At 43.1% G+C, this 20,815-nt stretch carries 20 protein-coding genes; 1 reads left to right on the top strand and 19 read right to left on the bottom strand.

Annotation, left to right across the window (positions count from 1 at the left end):
* Positions 1-46: 46 nt before the first annotated feature.
* The 8 genes from IOC57_RS01970 to rpsU all read right to left on the bottom strand — a co-directional run bounded on the left by IOC57_RS01970 (position 47) and on the right by rpsU (position 6,432).
* The gene (locus IOC57_RS01970; protein WP_207437151.1) at positions 47-1,009 is read right to left on the bottom strand and encodes a PhoH family protein; all 963 of its coding nucleotides are present in this window, start codon (positions 1,007-1,009) and stop codon (positions 47-49) included.
* 3 nt (positions 1,010-1,012) lie between these two features.
* On the bottom strand, positions 1,013-2,200 hold the full coding sequence (gene yqfD / locus IOC57_RS01965) for a sporulation protein YqfD (protein ID WP_207437150.1): 1,188 nt from the start codon (positions 2,198-2,200) through the stop codon (positions 1,013-1,015).
* Positions 2,201-2,215: 15 nt separating this feature from the next.
* Positions 2,216-2,500 carry a sporulation protein YqfC gene (gene yqfC, locus IOC57_RS01960; RefSeq protein ID WP_034308511.1) on the bottom strand — a complete coding sequence of 95 codons (285 nt, stop codon included), beginning with the start codon at positions 2,498-2,500 and terminating at the stop codon, positions 2,216-2,218.
* 117 nt (positions 2,501-2,617) lie between these two features.
* Positions 2,618-3,121 (bottom strand): hypothetical protein, encoded by a 504-nt coding sequence (locus IOC57_RS01955; protein WP_207437149.1) that lies wholly within the window; start codon positions 3,119-3,121, stop codon positions 2,618-2,620.
* Between the two features lie 22 nt (positions 3,122-3,143).
* The gene (gene floA / locus IOC57_RS01950; protein WP_396020749.1) at positions 3,144-4,133 is read right to left on the bottom strand and encodes a flotillin-like protein FloA; all 990 of its coding nucleotides are present in this window, start codon (positions 4,131-4,133) and stop codon (positions 3,144-3,146) included.
* A gap of 50 nt (positions 4,134-4,183) precedes the next feature.
* Positions 4,184-5,458, bottom strand: coding sequence for an NfeD family protein (locus tag IOC57_RS01945; protein WP_207437195.1), 1,275 nt, complete (start codon positions 5,456-5,458; stop codon positions 4,184-4,186).
* Positions 5,459-5,800: 342 nt separating this feature from the next.
* The gene (locus tag IOC57_RS01940; RefSeq protein WP_207437147.1) at positions 5,801-6,244 is read right to left on the bottom strand and encodes a GatB/YqeY domain-containing protein; all 444 of its coding nucleotides are present in this window, start codon (positions 6,242-6,244) and stop codon (positions 5,801-5,803) included.
* Positions 6,245-6,258: 14 nt separating this feature from the next.
* Positions 6,259-6,432: a 30S ribosomal protein S21 gene (gene rpsU / locus IOC57_RS01935; RefSeq protein ID WP_028391853.1), complete on the bottom strand. Its 174-nt coding sequence runs from the start codon at positions 6,430-6,432 to the stop codon at positions 6,259-6,261.
* Positions 6,433-6,665: 233 nt separating this feature from the next.
* Here rpsU and IOC57_RS01930 point away from each other — a divergent pair, with 233 nt between their 5' ends.
* Positions 6,666-7,598 carry a Na/Pi symporter gene (locus IOC57_RS01930; RefSeq protein WP_207437146.1) on the top strand — a complete coding sequence of 311 codons (933 nt, stop codon included), beginning with the start codon at positions 6,666-6,668 and terminating at the stop codon, positions 7,596-7,598.
* Positions 7,599-8,050: 452 nt separating this feature from the next.
* Here the strand turns inward: IOC57_RS01930 and deoC are convergent, their stop codons facing one another.
* The 11 genes from deoC to IOC57_RS01875 form a co-directional block, all read right to left on the bottom strand.
* Positions 8,051-8,722, bottom strand: coding sequence for a deoxyribose-phosphate aldolase (gene deoC, locus IOC57_RS01925; protein WP_207437145.1), 672 nt, complete (start codon positions 8,720-8,722; stop codon positions 8,051-8,053).
* A gap of 158 nt (positions 8,723-8,880) precedes the next feature.
* On the bottom strand, positions 8,881-10,218 hold the full coding sequence (gene mtaB, locus IOC57_RS01920) for a tRNA (N(6)-L-threonylcarbamoyladenosine(37)-C(2))-methylthiotransferase MtaB (RefSeq protein WP_207437141.1): 1,338 nt from the start codon (positions 10,216-10,218) through the stop codon (positions 8,881-8,883).
* Positions 10,219-10,224: 6 nt separating this feature from the next.
* Positions 10,225-10,977 carry a 16S rRNA (uracil(1498)-N(3))-methyltransferase gene (locus tag IOC57_RS01915; protein WP_207437137.1) on the bottom strand — a complete coding sequence of 251 codons (753 nt, stop codon included), beginning with the start codon at positions 10,975-10,977 and terminating at the stop codon, positions 10,225-10,227.
* A 138-nt stretch (positions 10,978-11,115) separates the two neighbouring features.
* Positions 11,116-12,057: a 50S ribosomal protein L11 methyltransferase gene (prmA, locus tag IOC57_RS01910; protein WP_207437136.1), complete on the bottom strand. Its 942-nt coding sequence runs from the start codon at positions 12,055-12,057 to the stop codon at positions 11,116-11,118.
* 36 nt (positions 12,058-12,093) lie between these two features.
* A complete protein-coding gene (gene dnaJ, locus IOC57_RS01905; RefSeq protein ID WP_207437135.1) occupies positions 12,094-13,209 on the bottom strand; it encodes a molecular chaperone DnaJ in 1,116 nt (371 codons plus the stop codon).
* 298 nt (positions 13,210-13,507) lie between these two features.
* Complete coding sequence (dnaK, locus tag IOC57_RS01900; protein ID WP_095389811.1) at positions 13,508-15,340, bottom strand: molecular chaperone DnaK; 1,833 nt, start codon at positions 15,338-15,340, stop codon at positions 13,508-13,510.
* A gap of 37 nt (positions 15,341-15,377) precedes the next feature.
* Positions 15,378-15,968, bottom strand: coding sequence for a nucleotide exchange factor GrpE (grpE, locus tag IOC57_RS01895; protein WP_396020744.1), 591 nt, complete (start codon positions 15,966-15,968; stop codon positions 15,378-15,380).
* 99 nt (positions 15,969-16,067) lie between these two features.
* A complete protein-coding gene (hrcA, locus tag IOC57_RS01890) occupies positions 16,068-17,096 on the bottom strand; it encodes a heat-inducible transcriptional repressor HrcA (protein WP_207437134.1) in 1,029 nt (342 codons plus the stop codon).
* A gap of 124 nt (positions 17,097-17,220) precedes the next feature.
* Entirely contained in the window at positions 17,221-18,372 is a 1,152-nt protein-coding gene (gene hemW / locus IOC57_RS01885; RefSeq protein ID WP_207437133.1) for a radical SAM family heme chaperone HemW, read from the bottom strand.
* Positions 18,373-18,462: 90 nt separating this feature from the next.
* Positions 18,463-20,298 carry a translation elongation factor 4 gene (lepA, locus tag IOC57_RS01880; protein ID WP_207437131.1) on the bottom strand — a complete coding sequence of 612 codons (1,836 nt, stop codon included), beginning with the start codon at positions 20,296-20,298 and terminating at the stop codon, positions 18,463-18,465.
* A gap of 175 nt (positions 20,299-20,473) precedes the next feature.
* Positions 20,474-20,797, bottom strand: coding sequence for a YqxA family protein (locus IOC57_RS01875; protein WP_148359208.1), 324 nt, complete (start codon positions 20,795-20,797; stop codon positions 20,474-20,476).
* Positions 20,798-20,815 lie beyond the last annotated feature (18 nt).

Genomic DNA, 20,815 nt, shown 5'->3' with positions numbered 1-20,815 from the left:
TAGACACATCACGAAAAATCCGCCGATTGAAATGGCGGATTTTTTCTTAGGACTTCGCCTGCTCGTAAGCAGTAATGATTTTGGCAACAAGCGGATGCCTCACTACATCACTTTGTTCAAAATAAACAAAGGAAAGGCCTTTAACATTCTTCAAGATCTCTTCTACCCGGACCAGACCTGACTTCATACCTTTTGGAAGGTCAATCTGGGTTCGGTCTCCCGTAATGACCATTTTCGATCCAAAACCAAGCCGGGTCAAGAACATCTTCATTTGGGCTTCCGTCGTATTCTGGGCTTCATCCAATATGACAAAGGCATCTTCAAGCGTACGGCCCCTCATATAAGCCAGAGGAGCTATTTCGATCGTTCCGCGCTCTATCATCCTTAGCGTCTGTTCCATCCCCAGGAGGTCATGGAGAGCGTCATACAGCGGCCTTAGATAAGGATCTACCTTTTCTTTCAAATCACCTGGCAGAAAACCGAGGCTTTCCCCTGCTTCGACGGCAGGCCGTGTCAGGATGATCCGTTTAACATGTCCATTTTTCAATGCATTGATGGCCATCACTACAGCAAGATAGGTCTTTCCGGTTCCGGCAGGCCCTATTCCAAATACAAGGTCCTGTTTCTTTATTGCCTGAATATAGTACCTCTGCCCGATTGTTTTGACTTTAATGGATTTACCCTTAGCCGTTTTAGCGATTTCCTCATCATATAATTCACCGAAATACTCCAATGTTCCTTTTCTTGCCAATTCAATTGCATAAAGCACATCTCTGGAACTGATTGCAATTCCTTTTCTGATAACTGTCAGTAATGCCTTAAGGATTTCCTCCCCCATCGTCACCCGCTCGATATCCCCGGCAACACTCACCGCTTCACCTCGGGTTATGACGGAAATGCCAAGCTCTTCTTCAAGCACTTTTACGTTTGAATCCCCATTGCCCAATAACGCGATCGCTTCATTGGGTGATTTTATTTCGAGCTTAATTACTTTCACATCATCTGCCATTCGTTAGTCTCCTTGAATGATTGGTTGTCCAATCGCTATATCTTCAATAACTTGGTAATGTATAGATAATTTAACTTTACCATTCTCCATGCTTTCGTGCAAAATTTTTTCCTCGACGATTTCATCTTCCTCGTCCAAATGCTTTTTCAATTCTGCTTTAGCCATTTTCCTGCCTTCCTTCACCGCTTGTTCCTCCGTATAACTTCGTACAATATCTTCCTTGCTCCTTAAGGTCACTTGTTTATAGGAAATGGGAAGTTCCCATTGAAGAAAGTGAAATGGCCTCACTGTCGTTTCTTTTTCCTTTTTTTCATATCCCGGATCCTTGAATCCCCATACCGGCAGGGAAAAGCCCCCCATTTTCAAAAAGTGCCTGCTCGTTTCATCTCCATTAAAAACGGAAAACTTGGTTTTTAACGGAACTTCCACTTTCGCTTTATACCACGTTTTCCCTTTTATTACTCCCTGTGCGGATACGATTTCCTGTTTATCCTCTTTTCCGATCAGTCCTGAAACAAGAAGCTGCCCTTTTCCTACATAATCATTCACATTAACAATAGATTGTCCTTTTTCAACGAACATATCAGTGATGATCGCTTTTTTTGACGCTACCAAATTCTGTGGAGATGTTTTCTCGACTTCTTTAGGCTGCCGTTTTTCCACAACCCGAAAATGGTATGTCGTTCCCTTTAACTCAACCCCTACCCACGTCAGTGCACTAATCCGGTCCGACAGCTTACGCTGAATCGTATCCACATCATCAACAAAGAATTGCACTTTACCGATCTTCACGCCCATCTTGTCCAATTCTTTCCGGATGGCATGCTCGGTTGCCGGTTTGGCATCTTGAACCTCGATGCCCCATACCATATTGGAAAGTACAAATATACAAAGCAGGAAAGCAATCATCCCCGCTAAAAACCCGCTGTTTTTCATGACTCTCTTCATTAGGAAAGGGAAACCCTTCCCTTGCATGAACTTTACTTTACAATCGCTCTTACGCATGACCTGACGGAGTTTGGGGATATCCCTGACATCCATATGAAAAATCAGGGATTCGCTTCCGACACGCTTCACATCCCAGATATGAAGCCCCCTTCTCGTCAGCATATTAATCAGCCGTTCTGCACCTTTTCCATAAGCTTTCACCTTTACATAGCCTGTATAATAGTTTGTCCATTGGTTTTTCATGGAGACCTCCCGGGATCATTCATTGATAAAATAAACCTTGTCAATTTTGCCTTCGAGCATGATTTCTTCCGGCAAAATCGTCTTTATGACAAAGGCATTTCCCTTTATCAGCAACTGCCCATTTTTCAGCATCAATCGCACTTCGCTGTCTGTAAAAGCCAATAAGCCACGATGGTTTTCAATATAAATATGTAATTGTCCAATCATTGTAATTCGCGGCAGGTCCATCATGACATCTTGCGGAAGGTCCATTGTTTTGGTCATAAGCTGTTTCACTTTTTTTCCCCAATTGCGAGCCATAAAAAAGAACCCCCTTTCATCTCAATGTATGAAATGAAAGAGGGTTCTAGCACAAAATTATAAGGGAATGGAAGTCTATTTTTTCAGGATGGACTGAAAAAAGTCAGGGATTCCGAATTACCTTCTGGACCGCTGAAGACTTCGCTTCGCCCTTGGCGGGCCCAGCACTTCTGACATGATGATGCCATCAATCAGCTGTTTTTTGCCAAAAGAAGGTCCTTTGCGATAGACCGGACTGCCATTATCAGATATTGCTGATGTAATTTGATCCGCCTTCGCTTTTTGATATAAACGCTCTTGATCGTACTTCTGCTGAAGCCGTCTAAGCTCAGCAATCCTTTTATTCGCTTCGTTCTTCGTCTCATCGATCACTTCAACAGCCTGTGCTGCCTGCTGTTCGACTTTCCTTACGGGAGCAGGGGCAGGACTTTGCTGTTGATTACCTTGCGCCATTTCACCTTGAAGCTCCCGCATGACCTCCTGCCATTTCCTTTTCGGAGGCGTATTTGGATCATCACCTTGCTGAGGCTGCTTTTTCTTTCCTAACATGGACGTTAAAATACCGATCAAGACAATGATAAGGAATGGGTTCTTGAGAAAGAAATCAATAAAATCTCCCATTTAAAGACCTCCCTTCCCTGATCTAGTTATTATTATTGTTATTGTTGTTATCTTTTGGATTTTCGGATATTTTACTAATGGAACCTCGCATATCCGTATCGGCCGTGATATTTTGGATATTCATATAATCCATCACTCCAAGATTACCGCTTTTCAGTGCATCGGCCATGGCCAATGGAACTTCCGCTTCGGATTGAACAACTTTCGCTCTCATTTCCTGAACGCGTGCAACCATTTCCTGTTCAAGCGCAACAGCCATTGCCCGGCGTTCTTCGGCCTTTGCCTGTGCTATTTTCTTATCGGCTTCAGCTTGGTCCGTCTGTAATATGGCCCCGATATTTTTACCGATATCCACTTCAGCGATATCAATGGATAGAATTTCGAATGCCGTTCCAGAATCCAACCCTTTCGATAATACCGTTCTTGAAATCAAATCGGGGTTTTCCAGCACATCCGTATGCATTTTCGAAGCACCGATCGTCGATACGATCCCTTCGCCTACACGGGCAATGATCGTCTCTTCACCGGCACCACCGACCAGACGTTCAATATTGGCCCGGACCGTGATCCTTGCCTTCGCTTTCACTTCTATACCATTCATCGCTACACCAGAGATGAATGGAGTTTCGATCACTTTTGGGTTAACGCTCATTTGAACGGCTTGCAGTACATCACGGCCTGCAAGGTCAATGGCTGCACCCCGTTCGAAAGGCAGCACGATATTGGCACGTTCTGCAGCAATTAATGCGTTCACTACTCGATCGACATTACCGCCTGCAAGGTAATGGCTCTCCAATTGATTCGTTGAAACATTGATTCCAGCCTTATGCGCCTTGATAAGAGGATTGACGACCCTGCTCGGTATAACGCGGCGAAGCCTCATCCCGACTAATGTAAAAATACTGATTTTGACTCCTGCCGCTAAGGCGGAAATCCATAACATTACTGGTACGAATGTGAAAAACACTGACAACACGATGATGGCAGCAATCACTGCCAGTACAATAAATATCGTTCCTGAAGTTATCACTTAATGATTCATCCTTCCTATATCTCTTAATTTTAATTTGAATCCGGAATTTCCCGGACGACTACCCTTGATCCTTCAACTTTAACGATAGTGATTGGCGAACCTTTGGAAATAAAGCTTCCTTCGGTCACGACATCCACTCTTTCTTCTTTGACCAAGGCTGTACCTGAAGGCCTCAAATCTGTAAGTGCCTTCCCTTCTACACCTAATAAATCCAAACGATTAGGATTGCTGACATACCCTTGTTCCGTTTTTGTTGCATCGGTTAATATCATTTTCCTGAAAAATTTCATCTGTTTTCCAAACACCTTTACAAGTAGGATGAATACCAAAATGGATACGGTGACCGCAATTAGCAAGGATATCGTCATATGTACCGGATCTCCGGTTGCGAGGAACAGACTTCCCACTATCGCTGTAAATCCGAGAAGCCCGATAATCCCCCCTGGGATAAAAAATTCAACTAGTACGAGAATGACCCCAATGATGAACATCGCTAACGATTCGTATCCGGTGATACCGGCGACAAGATGACCATAGAAGAATAAGACAAGACTGGTGATTCCAATGACTCCCGGAATACCAAAACCAGGTGAAAATAATTCCATCACAATCCCGATTCCCGCTATCGTTAATAAAATGGGAACGACGATCGGGTTGGTCAAAAAGCGGGCAAGTTTCTCAGGAAAGCTTTCTTCGATTGACCGAATATCAGCATCCTCGACTCCAAGTATACTATACAGCTCCGCTTTCCCAGAGACTGTGCCTTCACTATATCCAGCCTTTTTTGCCTGTTCAGCTGTAAATGTCAGCAACTTTCCTTTTTCCGCTCCATATTCGGGTAGATCGATGTCGACATCCGCCATAGCCTGGGCGTATATGGGATCACGTCCATTTTGTTCTGCAGCAGTCTTCATGGCAGCTAACCAATAAGATTGCGCTTTCTTACCTGCAGCGTTCCCTGTTGAATCAATCACAGCCGCAGATCCCATGGTGGCACTCGGAACCATATAGATCTCATCTGCACTTAGAGAAATGTATGCCCCTGCAGATAAAGCCCTGTTATTGACGTAGGCAACTGTCTTGATTGGTGAATCCGACAGTAACTTTGCAATTTCCCCTGCTGCATCCACAGCGCCTCCAGGGGTATTCACCTCGAAAACGACAAGATCTGCATCAGCTGCTTCAGCAGTGGTCAGCGCGCGTTCCAAAAAGGCCGAGAGTCCCTTTTCCACCGTTTCTTCAATTGGTACATGGTAAACGATCTTCTCGTTTGCAGATACCGTCGATCCCCCGAAAGAAGACATGGTGAACAGCAATCCAAATAAGAGTACAGATAAATAACGCCAAATTTTCAACGGAACGCCCCCTTTCCCGTATTAAACGCGGTAATTGCCTCACTATTCATGAGGCAAAGCTACCAGTAAATTCAGCACGCAACTAAAATTCGAATAAGGAGCAGATGAAACACCCCTTTACTCTGTTCTTTAGTTATTACGTATGTATATGAAAAAGGTTTCAAAAAAAGCAAATAAAATTAAAAGTGCCTTTATTATCTTGGGCTTCATTTGAATAATATACGCATAAAAATCATGAAATACACAAAAACCACAGGCAATTTGCCTGCGGTTAGGTTTCGAGTTTTAAGTTTAAGATAGATGTTGTTGTACTAATTTGTTTACTAGAGAACCATCCGCTTTACCTTTAACTTTAGGCATTAAAGCTCCCATAACTCGGCCCATATCTGCTTTGGATGTTGCATTGACTTCTAAAATCGTTTGTTTAACGATTTTAGAAATGTCTTCTTCTGAAAGTTGCTCAGGCATATATGCCTCTACGTATACTAGTTCGGTGCGGACTTTATCCACGAGATCTGAACGACCTGCGTTTTCAAACTCCTGGAGGGAGTCTTTGCGTTGTTTTAATTCGCGAGAGAGCACTGTCAATTCTTCATCATCTGTTAAATCTTGTCTCTGCTTCAGCGCTTCGTTTTGAATAGAAGCTTTCAGCATCCGAATAACAGATAGTTTGTCCTTTTCCTTGTTCTTCATCGCTTGTTTCATATCATTATTTAAACGCTCGAGAAGACTCATCTTTCCACCCTCTCTTAGAATTTACGTTTTCTTGCAGCTTCAGACTTTTTCTTACGTTTTACGCTTGGTTTTTCATAAAATTCACGCTTCCTAGCTTCCTGAAGCGATCCTGCTTTAGATACAGTACGTTTGAAACGACGAAGAGCATCTTCAAGCGATTCGTTTTTACGAACGACGGTTTTAGACATCTCTTTCCCTCCCTCCGAAAACAACACACTAACTCAAGTTGTCAACATGTTATACATGTACTAAACAATTATAATATATCATCTTTAGCAGGTCAACCAATAAAATCAAACTTATTTTGAATATTATCATGTTATTATCATAATTTTTCACTCAACGATCATTCAACTCATGAAAATCCAATTTATAGCATGTCTCCCGTTAATGGACCATAAGCTTACTAAGGGGTGACGTCATGCATGAGCTATTTTTATTCCTTTTATTCATTGCGATATTTTTGGCAGGCATGTCAGTTTTACGAATCGGACTGTTCAATATGTCCGGTGCAGCATTAAAAACTTTTCTTTCAAAGGTTACGGATAAACCCTGGAAAGGCTTCATGGCCGGAACCATCTTTACGGGGATCCTGCAGAGCAGTTCGGCGGTCATGGTCATGACGGTCGGCCTCGTTTCCTCAGGAAGCTTAACGTTCCCACAAACAATCGGGATTATTCTTGGAACGAATATCGGCTCCACCTTTACTGCAGAGTTCATGACCTTCTCTTTGGATCGTTGGATCATTCCCGGTGTCGTAAGCGGCGCTTTCCTTTGCTTCATGCCAAAAGCATTACCGAGAAGCATGGGGATGTCCCTGATCGGAATCTCGGCCATCTTCACGGCGATGAGTGGTTTTAAAACGCTTTCGACACCGATTGCTGCTTATCCATCCATTCAAACGCTCATCGATTACATAGAGGACCATATGGGTTATGCCTTATTGGCAGGGATATTATTGACAGCACTCATACACTCCAGTTCGGCAACCATCGGGATAGCCATGAGCTTTTTGATGAATGGGGAGTTGTCCGTCTCCTCAGCTATCATCATCATGCTCGGATCGAATATAGGTACTTGCATCACCGGATACATGGCCAGCATCGGTTCTGGTAGACAAGCTGCCTTCACAGCCTATGCACATATTTGGCTAAACGTCATCGGGGTTGCCGCATTCCTGCCTTTTGTGGATATCCTGGTAAGCACCGCTGCCTTTTTCACCGAAAACAAGGGGACACAGCTCGCCCACGCCAGTGTCATTTTCAATATCTTGACTTCTTTGGCCGTCTTGCCATTCGCCCGGCAATTTTCCAACCTCATTCTTTTGGCCCATCGGCCACACTTAAAAAAATAATGAGCTGTCCGAAAGCCGTTAGAGCTTTCTTTTAGGGCAGCTTCGGTGGAAGATTAGACATGGTAGGCGGCTGGAGCAGATATAAAGGGATACATGATTAATGGGGGATTTTAGTTAATCTTTTTATAATGATATTATGATTTAATAAGTCCAAGTCACTCACTATAACGGCAGCTAATATCAAAATTGCAGAAACAAAAGGTACTGCCACTATAGTTATATACCCAAAATTTCTCCATTTCACCACCCATCGTAAGCGATGTTAATGATAAAAGAGAATCAACATTCTCTAATATAAGCACATTAACTTCCTGTTGATACCCAGGACAAGTAAAAGTACAAAAATGATACGGGTTCTCTTTTTCCATGGAAGTAATAAAAAACAGGCGTAGAAAAATAATTTTTCTACGCCTGTTTTATTTCATGGACTTATTATACGGTCCCTTACAAAATCAATAATCGGAATCAGCCGTTAAGCCCTTTACGATGGAGACACCTGCGCTCGCTCCAATTCTTGTTGCACCGGCTTCAATCACATTCTGGGCATCGGTCGTGTTGCGGACCCCGCCTGAAGCTTTGACACCGATATCCGGGCCAACCGTTTTTCTCATTAGCGTGATATCTTCAACAGTTGCTCCGCCGGTCGAAAAACCAGTTGATGTTTTCACATAATCCGTTCCGGCTTTTACGGCCAATTCACAAGCACGCACTTTTTCTTCATCAGTCAGTAAAGAAGTTTCAATGATCACTTTTGAAAGAGCCTTACCTGTGGATGCCGCTACCACGGCACGAATATCCCGCTCTACCAACTCATCATCCTTGTCCTTCAATGCGCCGATATTGATCACCATATCGACTTCGTGAGCGCCATTGGAGATGGCGTCTTTCGTTTCAAAAGCTTTGGTTTCCGGTGTGTTTGCACCTAGAGGAAAGCCGATAACCGTACAAACTTTCACTTCTGAACCTTCCAAAAGTTCGCTTGCATATTTCACCCATGTTGGGTTTACGCATACGGAAGCAAAGTTATACTCTCTCGCTTCTTCGCATAATACCTTTATTTGCTCCTTGGTTGCATCTGCTTTTAATAACGTGTGGTCAATTAAACCTGCTACATTTTGTGACATGAATAAATCCTCCTCAAAAACATTCTATACCTAGTTGTACGTACCTCTCATGATACCATAGTTTATTCACTTTGACGATATATATAGTCTTTACCCGAAAGTGCCAAGATAACACACCTAAAAGAGGATAAAAAAAAAGACAGCGATTTACCGCTGCCTTAGATATTGGACGCTTGCTGCAACGGAAATTCCTTCACGACCGTCACGAACTGACCTTCACTAAATGGATAGCCAGACTTTGTAATTTTCACTTTGACGATTTCACCGACCATTTCTTCCGAAGCCGGGAAAACGACTTTCATGTAATTATCGGAGTAGCCCTCATAAAGGCCATTTTCCAACTTCGTTTCAGGAATGACTTCAAGAACTTCCCCCTCGAATCGGGAGGCATACTCTTTTGCCAGCTGATCCGACAAAGTGATAAGGCGGTGGACACGTTCATTTTTGACCTCTTCATCTACTTGATCTCCCATGCGGGCAGCCGGAGTCCCTGTCCGTTTTGAATAAGGGAAAACATGAAGTTCGGAGAATTTATATTTTTCTATAAAGTTATATGTCTCCATGAATTCATCTTCGGTTTCACCTGGGAAACCTACGATGACATCAGAGGTAACAGCAAGACCCGGAAGTGCAATTTTCAACTTTTCGATTCGATCCCCGAAGAAATCCATCGTATATTTACGTCTCATCCGTTTTAGGACTGTATCGGAACCCGATTGGATTGGTATATGCAAATGACGTACCACTTTTTTCGAATTCGTCAGCACTTCAATGATCTCATCTGTAATTTGGCTGGCTTCAATGGATGATATTCGGATACGCTTCAGCCCATCGACTTTTTCGAGGTCCCGCAGCAGCATTGCCAAATTATAGTCTTTTAAATCGTCTCCGTAGCCGCCAGTATGAATTCCGGTGAGGACTAGCTCTTTATAGCCTGCCTCGACAAGCTGTTCAGCCTGGTGAACGACTTCTTTCGGATCACGGGAACGCATCAAGCCACGAGCCCAAGGGATGATGCAGAAAGTGCAGAAATTATTGCACCCTTCCTGAATCTTAAGTGAAGCGCGTGTACGGTCTGTAAAAGCAGGCACATCCAACTCTTCGTAGACACGGTTTTTCATGATATTTCCTACGGCATTGATTGGTTCGCGTTCAACCTTGAATTGCTCGATGTAATCAAGGAGTTTACCCCTGTCTTGTGTTCCTACAACAATATCCACACCTGGTATCGCCATGATTTCTGCCGGCGATGTCTGTGCGTAACAACCGGTTACCGCTATGACGGCATTCGGATTTTTACGAATGGCACGACGGATGACCTGACGGCTTTTCTTATCGCCAGTGTTTGTCACTGTGCATGTGTTGATGACATATACATCTGATGTATTTTCAAACTCAACACGATCATATCCCCCAGTTTTGAATAATTGCCATATGGCCTCTGTTTCATAATGATTCACTTTACAGCCTAATGTATGGAAAGCGACCGTTGCCATTTTTCATCACCTCAAAAGTTCTACATGATAAGAAACAGCAGAAAGTGCGTATAAAGGTGCTGTTTCAGTTCTTAATATTCTTGGTCCAAGACCGCAAGCCATAAAACCGGCATCAGTCAGTTTTTCAATTTCCTTATCTGCTAAACCACCTTCAGGCCCAAAAACGAATAGGATGGATTGCCCAGCGGTGATATCTTCCAAGATAGAAGCGAGTACAGAAGTTTCCCCCCGTTTTGCCTCTTCTTCAAAAGCGATTAATTTATGATCGAAGCCGGACGCATACCCAGCTAGCTGTTCTGCCGTCATCGGTTCCTTGATGGCAGGGATAACCGTGCGGTGTGATTGCTCAGCCGCCTCTTTTGAAATCTTCTGGAGCCTCTCCAATTTCTTACCTACCTTTTTGTGGTCCCATTTTACCACCGAACGAGCAGCAATAAAAGGGATAAATTCAACGGCACCCAGTTCAGTACCCTTTTGAACGATATATTCCAACTTATCCCCTTTAGGCAGACCGCTCGCTATCACAACCCTCACAGGGAGTTCCTTTTCTTCATTCTTCCATTCGGTAACGGTCCCTATAACAGCATCGTCAGTAATTTCCGTAATTTCCGCGACAGCCGTCATGCCATTACCTTTCACCGTGATGATCCTCTCCCCTGGTCCCATTCGCATCACCCTGGCGATATGGTGAAAATCATCGCCTGATATCGTCACCGTGTTTCCATTGATGTCTACTTCGTTAAGAAAATACCGTTGCACACTGCCACCTACTTCGTCTAGTCTAAAAAACTCACAGGCTAACAGTCAGGATTCCAGAATGCAAGCCGTGCAAAGATTCAAGCTAAAAAAAGGTACTCTGACTATCCAAATGCCCGATAATCAGAGTAACTTTTTCAATTAATCATTTCTTTTCGCGATTATTGCCACCCAATCTTCCATCAAGATCGTTTCCTCAACGGTGAAACCAGATGCTATAATCGCATCCTTCACATCTTGTTTCTTAGTTTGAATGATTCCTGAGGCGATGAAATATCCGCCAGGTTTAACGACTTTCGCTACATCATCCGTAAAACGCATGATCACTTCGGCGAGAATATTAGCCACGACGATATCCGCTTGTTCATTCACACCATCCAATAAATTGCCTTGTGAAACGGATACTTTATCCTGCACGTTATTCAGTTCCACATTTTGTATGGCTGACTGTACAGCCACTTCATCCAAATCAAGGGACTGGATTCGTTTTGCGTCCAATAATGCAGCCGCAATGCTTAGCACACCAGAACCCGTTCCAACATCCACGACTAAATCCCCAGGCCGTACTGTACGTTCCAGCGCTTGGATGCACATGACAGTCGTCGGGTGTGTACCCGTTCCGAAGGCCATGCCTGGATCAAGTTCAATGATCAATTCGTCACTGCTTACTGGAGTGTAGTCTTCCCATGTTGGCACGATGGTAAAACGTTCCGATATTTTGACGGGGTTATAATATTTTTTCCAAGCCGTCGCCCACTCTTCTTCATTCACTTCACTAATTGAAACAACATTTTTCCCAAGGTCTATATCAAAAAGAAGGAGATTATTGATTGATTCCTTAATGGCATCAATGGTATCGCCAAGGAAGCTGTTAACGGGCAGATAAGCCTTAATGACTACCCCTTCATCCGGATAATCATCTGGGTTTAAGTGGTAGATTTCGCCAAAAACATTTTCACGTTCTTTGACCAATTCTAGAGGATCCTCAATGACAACACCACTCGCACCTGCCTCATGAAGAATATTCGAAACAGGTTCAACCGCTTCATTCGTTGTTTGGATTGCAAATTCAGACCACTTCATAATCTACCAACTCCCAATTTGTTCTTTTACTTTTATTCACCTATCTTTAAAAGCACGCTTTACTTTTGAGAAAAAGCCATCTTCTTGTTCATCAATACCTTGTCCGCTGATATCACTGAACTCACGGAGCAGGTCCTTTTGTTTTTCCGTTAATTTCTTGGGGGTGACCACTAATACGACCACATGCTGATCCCCTTGGCCATATCCTCTGACATTCGGAACACCTTTCCCTTTTAAACGGAAACGGGTGCTTGTTTGAGTACCTGCCGGAATCTTCAGCTTCACTTTACCATGCAGCGTCGGAACTTCTATTTCATCGCCCAATGCTGCCTGAGCAAATGTAACCGGCATTTCACAATAGATATCATCGCCATCCCGCTCAAAGAATTCATGGCTGCGCACATGGAAGACTACATACAGGTCTCCTGCCGGACCGCCATTGATTCCTGGCTCTCCTTGACCGGTTACACGCAACTGCTGGCCATCATCAATTCCTGCTGGCACCTTGACTTGGATCTTTTTACGTTTTTGGACTTTTCCGTCGCCGCCGCATGTCGAACATTTATTAGGAATGATTTTTCCCGTTCCTTGACAATGGTGACATGCTCTTCGGTTCACAATCCTTCCGAACGCTGTGTTTTGTTCAACATTCAATTGACCGGTTCCATGACAATGTGAACAGTTTTCCACTTTTGTACCTGGTTTGGCACCGGATCCTTTACATGTATCACAATTCTCTTCACGCGGAATTTCGATCTCTGTATCTTTTCCGAATGCAGCCTCTTCAAAAGAAAGCGTCATCGTGTACTGTAAATCCGCACCTTGACGCGGCGCATTAGGATCTCTTCTGCGTCCGCCGCCGCCAAAGAAGCTACTGAAAATATCTTCAAAACCGCCGAAACCGCCAAAGTCCTGTCCGCCAAAGCCTTGATTTGGATCTGTATGTCCGAATTGGTCATAATGGGCCTTTTTCTGTTCGTCACTCAACACTTCATAAGCTTCCTTGATTTCCTTGAATTTATCCGCAGCATCGTCCGCTTTATTAATATCAGGGTGATATTGTTTGGAGAGCTTTCGATACGCTTTTTTGATTTCATCCTTCGAAGCACTCTTCGAAAGGCCTAACACCTCATAATAATCGCGTTTACTCATATCTAAAATCCACTCCCGATTCGATTCACATAAAGGTAATATTATCACTGAACGAAGATAATAATCAACTAGAAAAGTACAAACGGCTTTAACACATTTTTGCAAATGGTATTGCCAGCCACGATTTGCACACAATTTCTTCTAAAATCCCACGATTCCCCACCAGTGATTGTAGTACTTCCCGACTTTGATTCCATCCACTGTAAAAAAAGCCAAAGTCAAGATAACCTGACTTTGACTTTTACAATGGCAGGCAGAAATACTGCCCAATATATCAGTGTCCCGATTGGGTCACTTTTTATTTTTTCTCTTCTTCGTTAACTTCAGTGTATTCAGCATCAACCACATTATCGTCTTGAGCAGGCTCGCCAGCACCGGCTTCACCAGCTTGCTGAGCTTTTGCCGCTTCTTCATAAAGCTTCATTGTCAAAGCTTGAACGATTTCGTTAAGCGCATCTTTTTTCACGCGGATTTCTTCAAGCTCATTTTTCTCGATGGCAGCTTTCAGTTCATCCTTCGCTTCATTCGCTTTCGTCACTTCCGCTTCGTCCACTTTGCCTTCTAGATCTTTTAGCGTTTTTTCCGTTTGGAAAACTAGCTGATCAGCTTCGTTACGAAGTTCAACTTCTTCTTTACGTTGTTTATCGCTATCGGCATTTTCTTCCGCTTCACGTACCATGCGTTCAATCTCTTCATCAGAAAGTCCTGAAGATGATTTGATGGTGATCGCTTGTTCTTTGTTCGTGCCAAGATCTTTAGCACGGACATTCACGATACCATTTTTATCGATATCGAATGTCACTTCAACTTGTGGAACTCCACGCGGTGCCGGCGGTATGTCACTCAATTGGAAACGACCAAGAGTTTTGTTATCCGCTGACATTGGACGCTCACCTTGAAGGACATGGATATCAACTGCCGTTTGATTATCAGCCGCTGTCGAGAATACTTGTGATTTGCTTGTCGGAATCGTAGTATTACGGTCAATCAGTTTCGTGAATACTCCGCCCATCGTTTCAATTCCAAGTGAAAGTGGAGTTACATCAAGAAGGACAACGTCTTTAACATCCCCTGTTAATACGCCACCTTGAATTGCAGCACCCATAGCCACCACTTCATCAGGGTTTACACCTTTGCTTGGTTCTTGACCGATTTCCTTTTTGATCGCTTCAACAACCGCAGGAATACGTGTAGATCCACCAACAAGGATTACTTTGTCGATTTCAGAAGCTGAAAGACCAGCATCTTTCAATGCTTGACGAGTTGGTCCCATAGTACGTTCCACAAGACCTGTAGAAAGCTCATCGAATTTAGCTCTAGTCATCGTTACATCCAAGTGAAGCGGGCCAGCTTCTCCAGCTGTGATGAATGGTAAAGAAATTTGAGTTGACGTTACGCCGGAAAGATCTTTTTTCGCTTTTTCAGCTGCATCTTTCAAACGTTGAACTGCCATTTTATCTTTTGAAAGGTCGATTCCGTTTTCTTTCTTGAATGCTTCAACCAGGTAATCGATGATGACTTGGTCGAAATCATCCCCGCCTAGACGGTTGTCACCAGCTGTGGACTTAACTTCGAAAACGCCGTCTCCAAGTTCCATGATCGACACGTCAAACGTACCACCGCCAAGGTCGAATACAAGGATCGTTTGATCTTCTTCCGTTTTATCCAAACCGTATGCAAGTGCTGCTGCTGTCGGTTCGTTGATGATACGTTCCACTTCAAGACCGGCAATTTGACCAGCATCCTTAGTTGCTTGACGTTCTGCATCATTGAAGTAAGCAGGTACAGTGATAACCGCTTTGGTAACTTTCTCGCCAAGATACTCTTCAGCGTATGATTTTAAGTATTGAAGGATGATTGCAGAAACTTCTTGAGGTGAGTATTCTTTTCCTTCAATCACTTCTTTATGGTTAGTGCCCATATGGCGTTTAATGGAAATGATCGTATTAGGGTTTGTAATCGCTTGGCGTTTTGCCACTTCCCCTACTTGCCTTTCTCCATTTTTGAATGCCACTACGGATGGTGTTGTACGGTTTCCTTCTGGATTCGGGATTACTTTTGGTTCCCCGCCTTCAAGTACAGATACACAAGAGTTTGTTGTACCTAAGTCAATACCAATAATCTTGCTCATAGTTTCACTACCTCCCAATTATTTATATGTAAAAATCCTATTCGTTCACTTTTACCATTGCAGGTCGAATCACACGGTCTTTAAGAAGGTATCCTTTTTGGAATTCCTCAACGACGATGTTCGAACCGAAGTTTTCATCTTGAACTTGCATGACCGCTTGATGCAAACGCGGATCGAACTCTTCGCCAACCGAACTGATCGGTTCGATGCCTTCTTTAGTCAATGCATCTGTAATCGCTTTATAGACCATTTCCATGCCTTGAAGCAAGGATTTCGTCTGTTCATTTTCCGCTTCGATTTTTGTAGCTCTTTCAAAATTATCAAGAGCCTCCACTAAATCACTAGCAATACTTTGAACTCTATATTTTTGAGCCGCCTCCATATCAAGCTTGGCACGGCGTCTTGAATTATCAAAATCGGCCTGCAGACGAAGATAACGGTTATCCATTTCTTCGATTTTTGCCTCAAGCTCGGCAATCTTTTCCTGAGCCAATTGAAGTTCATCCTTTTCAACCGGGCCATGGTTTTCTTCCGCTGGAATTTCTTCTGCAGCGAAAACTGCTTCTGCAGCGCTTTCCTCGATTGTTTCATTGTCCAATATTTGTTCTTCGTTTTTATTTTCTGTCACAATCTCACCTCCCTAAAAGGGTTATACAATTTATGCTAAAGTAATAGGCCAGGCCGCGGAATATGCTCCTCCGCCACCTTAACAATATTACCTTTGCTACTATTTTTGATACAGTTTTGTCATCAGGTCCGTTAAATCCTTCGAAAAAAATGAAAGCAAACTGATCACTCTCGAATATTCCATTCTCGTAGGACCCAATATGGCCAAAGTGCCCACTTGCTCCTGCCCGATTGAGTATGTTGCCGTGATCAAACTGCAGTCATCGAGCACTGTGTTTTGATTTTCACGGCCAATCTTTACGTGGATGCCTGTTGGATTTTGAGTAATGAGTTCATAAAATCCCTGTTCCTGCTCAATCATCGATAAAAGCGTGCTTACTTTAGCAATATCATGAAACTCCGGCTGCCTCAGCATATTCGTTTTCCCGCCGAAAAATATTTTTTCGGGCTTTGTATCCGTCAGCGTCTCCGCCAGGACGGAGACCATCGATCCATAGTTATGGATATGGCGGCTCAATAAAACTGCCACTTCCTTATAAATCTTATCCTTCAGATCAACTAACGGGACATCGACCAAACGGGAATTCAATATGTTCACCATCTTTTCAATTTCGTTTATATCAAAAGAAGGCGGTAAGGAAATCATTCGATTCTCCACATGACCTGTATCCGTAATAATGATCGCTATTGCCGTTTCAGGACTCAAAGGAATGATCTGGATTTTTTTCAGCTTATGCTCATTCACTTTCGGCCCCAGTACAATCGCCGTATAATTCGTCAGTTCCGAAAGTATTCTCGCTGACTTTTGAACGATCTTTTCCAATTCATAAATTCTTTCTACAAAAACCGATTTTAATATCTTCATTTCATTCTTTTTCGGAGCTTGAGGAGAAAGTAAATGATCCACATAATATCTATACCCTTTTTCAGAAGGAATCCTACCGGAAGAAGTATGGGTTTTTTCTAAAAATCCCATTTCTTCAAGATCAGACATTTCATTGCGAATTGTGGCAGAGCTGAACGTAATTTCATCTTTCTTCGACAAGCTTCGTGACCCGACTGGCTGGGCAGAATGGATAAAATCCTCGATTATCACTTGTAGAATCAATAATTGACGATCAGTTAGCATGTAAGATCACCTCTGTTAGCACTCTGTCTCTTCGAGTGCTAATATACTAATAAATTATCAAATGAAGCTTATGATGTCAACAATGAAAACCGCTAATTCATCGTTAAAATAACATACATTTCCTTCAGTCGGAATCAATAACGCCTAAAAATGATTGGAACACTTCATTTCCTAGCAGTTTGCCCCGCTCAGTCAAGCGCACGAACCCGCCTTCCACCTTAAGCAGACCCTTTGCCGATCCTTCTTCGAGCGGTTTCCAGAAAATCTCCGTCATTTCAACAAAAAATTTATTCTTGAAGATTTCCAATGAAACACCTTCCGTTTTCCGGAGCCCCAAAAACATCTCCTCTTCCATCCGTTCATGAAGCGGCACCTGATGTTCTTCCAATACAGGCAGCTCGTTCGCCAGCAATGGCGTGATATATTTCTTCACAGGCCCATGATTGGCCACCCTTTTACCTCCAGTATAGCCATGTGCACCGGCACCAATTCCATAATACTCCACATTATCCCAATATGTCAGGTTGTGCCTGCTTTCAAACCCAGCTCTGGCAAAATTACTGATTTCATATTGATGCAGGCCATGCTTCTCCATTTCCTCCATCAGCTTCTCATACATCGAAGCCTCGAGCTCCTGCGGCGGCAGATTTAATTTCCCCCTACGCATCTGATTATAAAAAACCGTCTTCGGCTCAACGATCAATGAGTAACTGGAATAGTGCGGCAATTGAAGGGCAATCGCCTTATCCAGCGTATCCCCGAAATCCTCCATCGTTTGGCCCGGTAATCCATAAATCAAGTCGATGCTGATATTCGAAAAGCCCACATCTTGAGCCATATGAATCGTTTCATATACTTCAGAAGCCCGGTGAGTCCGGCCAATTCGTTTTAATAATTCATCATTGAAGCTTTGCACTCCAAAGCTAAGTCGATTGACCCCTGAATCATAAAGTATCTCGAGTTTTTCTCTCGAAAGATCTCCTGGATTGGCTTCGAATGTATATTCAGCCTTTTTCGGATCAAATGGCAAGGTTTCATTGATCGCTTCACATAAGAATGCAAGCTGCTTTTCATCTAGAGAGGTCGGTGTCCCTCCACCTACAAAAACGGTATCCAATCCAGCGGTCGGGTATTTGGAAAGCTGCATACCCATTTCCCTTTTCATCATCTGTAAATATTCGTCAACCGGCTGTCCCTGCAAAAATACTTTATTGAAATCACAATAATGACAAATATGTTCACAAAATGGTATATGGAGGTAGGCGCTTTTAATCATTGTGTTCACAACCTTTTAATCGAATGAGTCGATAGAAAAAGAGGCTAGATTTCCTCTACCCTCTTTTTTTCTATCTATCGTTTATTTTATTTATTTTTTCGGTGTCGTATCATCCATTTTCAAAACAGCCATGAAAGCTTCTTGCGGCACTTCAACGGAACCTACCTGTTTCATCCGCTTTTTACCTTCTTTCTGTTTTTCGAGCAACTTACGTTTACGGGAAATATCGCCGCCGTAACATTTAGCCAATACGTTTTTGCGCATTGCACTAATCGAAGAACGAGCCACGATTTTTTGCCCGATTGCTGCTTGGATCGGCACTTCAAATTGTTGTCTCGGAATCAGCTTCTTCAATTTCTCAACAATCACCTTACCACGTTCATAAGCAAAGTCCTTATGAACGATGAAACTTAAAGCATCGACAGTTTCAGAATTCAGCAAGATATCCATCTTCACAAGCTTGGACGGTTTATAGCCGATCATCTCATAATCGAATGAAGCATAGCCTCTTGTATTGGATTTCAATTGATCGAAGAAATCATACACGATTTCCGATAATGGTATTTCGTAATGAATGCTTACACGAGTCTCATCGATATATTCCATATCAATGAAGTTACCGCGTTTATTTTGACAGATTTCCATGATCGCTCCGACAAACTCCGTCGGTGCCATCATCGTTGCTTTGACATATGGCTCCTCGACCCGTTCGATCTTTTGAGCATCCGGCATATTAGACGGATTATCCACTTTCAGGACAGTTCCGTCTGTTTGGACTACATCATAAATAACACTAGGCGCCGTGGTGATCAGATCAATTTTGAATTCACGTTCAATCCGTTCCTGGATTATTTCCATATGAAGGAGACCAAGGAATCCGCAACGGAAACCGAAGCCCAATGCTTGCGATGATTCCGCTTCGAACTGCAGCGCTGAATCGTTCAATTCCAATTTCTCCAAGGCATCCCGTAAATCATTGAATTTCGATGCGTCAATCGGATATAAACCGCAATATACCATCGGATTCATTTTCCTGTAACCCGGCAATGGTTCTGTCGCACTATTCACAGCGCTGGTAATCGTATCACCAACAGTCGTATCACCAACGTTTTTAATGGCTGCCGTAAGGAAACCTACATCACCGACGTTCAGTTCATCCAACAGCTGGGTCTTAGGGTTGAAGACACCCAATTCGGTAACATCGAATTCCTTGCCAGTGGACATCATTTTGATTTTGTCGCCCACTTTAATGGAACCTTCAACAACACGGATATAGGCAACTACACCGCGATACGCATCAAACAGTGAATCGAAAATAAGCGCCTTGAAAGGAGCATCGGGATCACCTTGTGGAGCTGGAACCAATTCCACGACCTGTTCCAAAATCTCCTCGATTCCGATTCCCGCTTTAGCCGAAGCCAAGACTGCATTGGAAGCATCCAAGCCAATCACTTCCTCTATTTCCCCACGCACCCGTTCAGGATCTGCACTCGGCAAATCAATTTTATTGATGACCGGAAGGATTTCCAGATTGTTGTCCAAAGCTAAATACACATTTGCAAGCGTTTGGGCCTCAATCCCCTGTGCCGCATCGACAACAAGGACTGCACCTTCACACGCTGCAAGGCTTCGTGACACTTCATACGTAAAATCGACATGTCCCGGTGTATCAATAAGATGGAAAATATATTCTTCGCCATCTTTTGCGTTATATTTCAATTGAATCGCATTCAATTTAATCGTAATTCCACGCTCACGCTCTAAATCCATGGAATCCAACAGCTGACTCTTCATTTCACGCTGAGTCATGGCATTCGTTTTTTCAATGATACGATCCGCCAATGTAGATTTCCCATGATCGATATGAGCGATGATGGAAAAGTTACGAATCTTTGATTGTCTTTTTAATTTTTCTTCTCTATTCATGACGTTCACTCCCACTAGTCGACACAATACACTATTTTTTATTATATCAATAGAAAATGCAAGATTCAACAGAATAGTTACAAAAGAAGCATCATTGCAGGGCAAAGGATTAAAAAAGGCTGCATTCCGGATTCGGACGCAGCCTTTTGGCAGGGCACACTCACCTTATTTCAAACTAAATCATATCAATAAGTGCTTGAAAGGCACTTGAAATGGTCTCTCCAAGCGTTTTGCCGATCGATGAGAAAAAGTTGAAGGCTTTCATTTCTTCAAGCTTTTCTTTTTTCGTCTCCAAATCATGACTTGTTACTTTTTCGCCAAGGATGTCCGCTTCCATCTCCCCTTGGTCCGATTGGTTAATAATGAATGCACTATTTAAAGAGGGATCTTCGTACCCCTTCATTTTTTTCATCCCGTCGTTCGCTTGCTGCATCCCGATTAGAACACCTAAAAATAATACGAGCACAATCCCTGTACATTTCAGCCAAAATCGAACCATGATAAGAGAACTCCTTTC

This window comes from Bacillus sp. SD075, assembly GCF_017355165.1.
GTDB lineage: Bacteria > Bacillota > Bacilli > Bacillales > DSM-1321 > Peribacillus.
The sequence above is the reverse complement of the archived record's forward strand: the minus strand, read 5'-3'. Positions and strand labels throughout refer to the sequence as shown.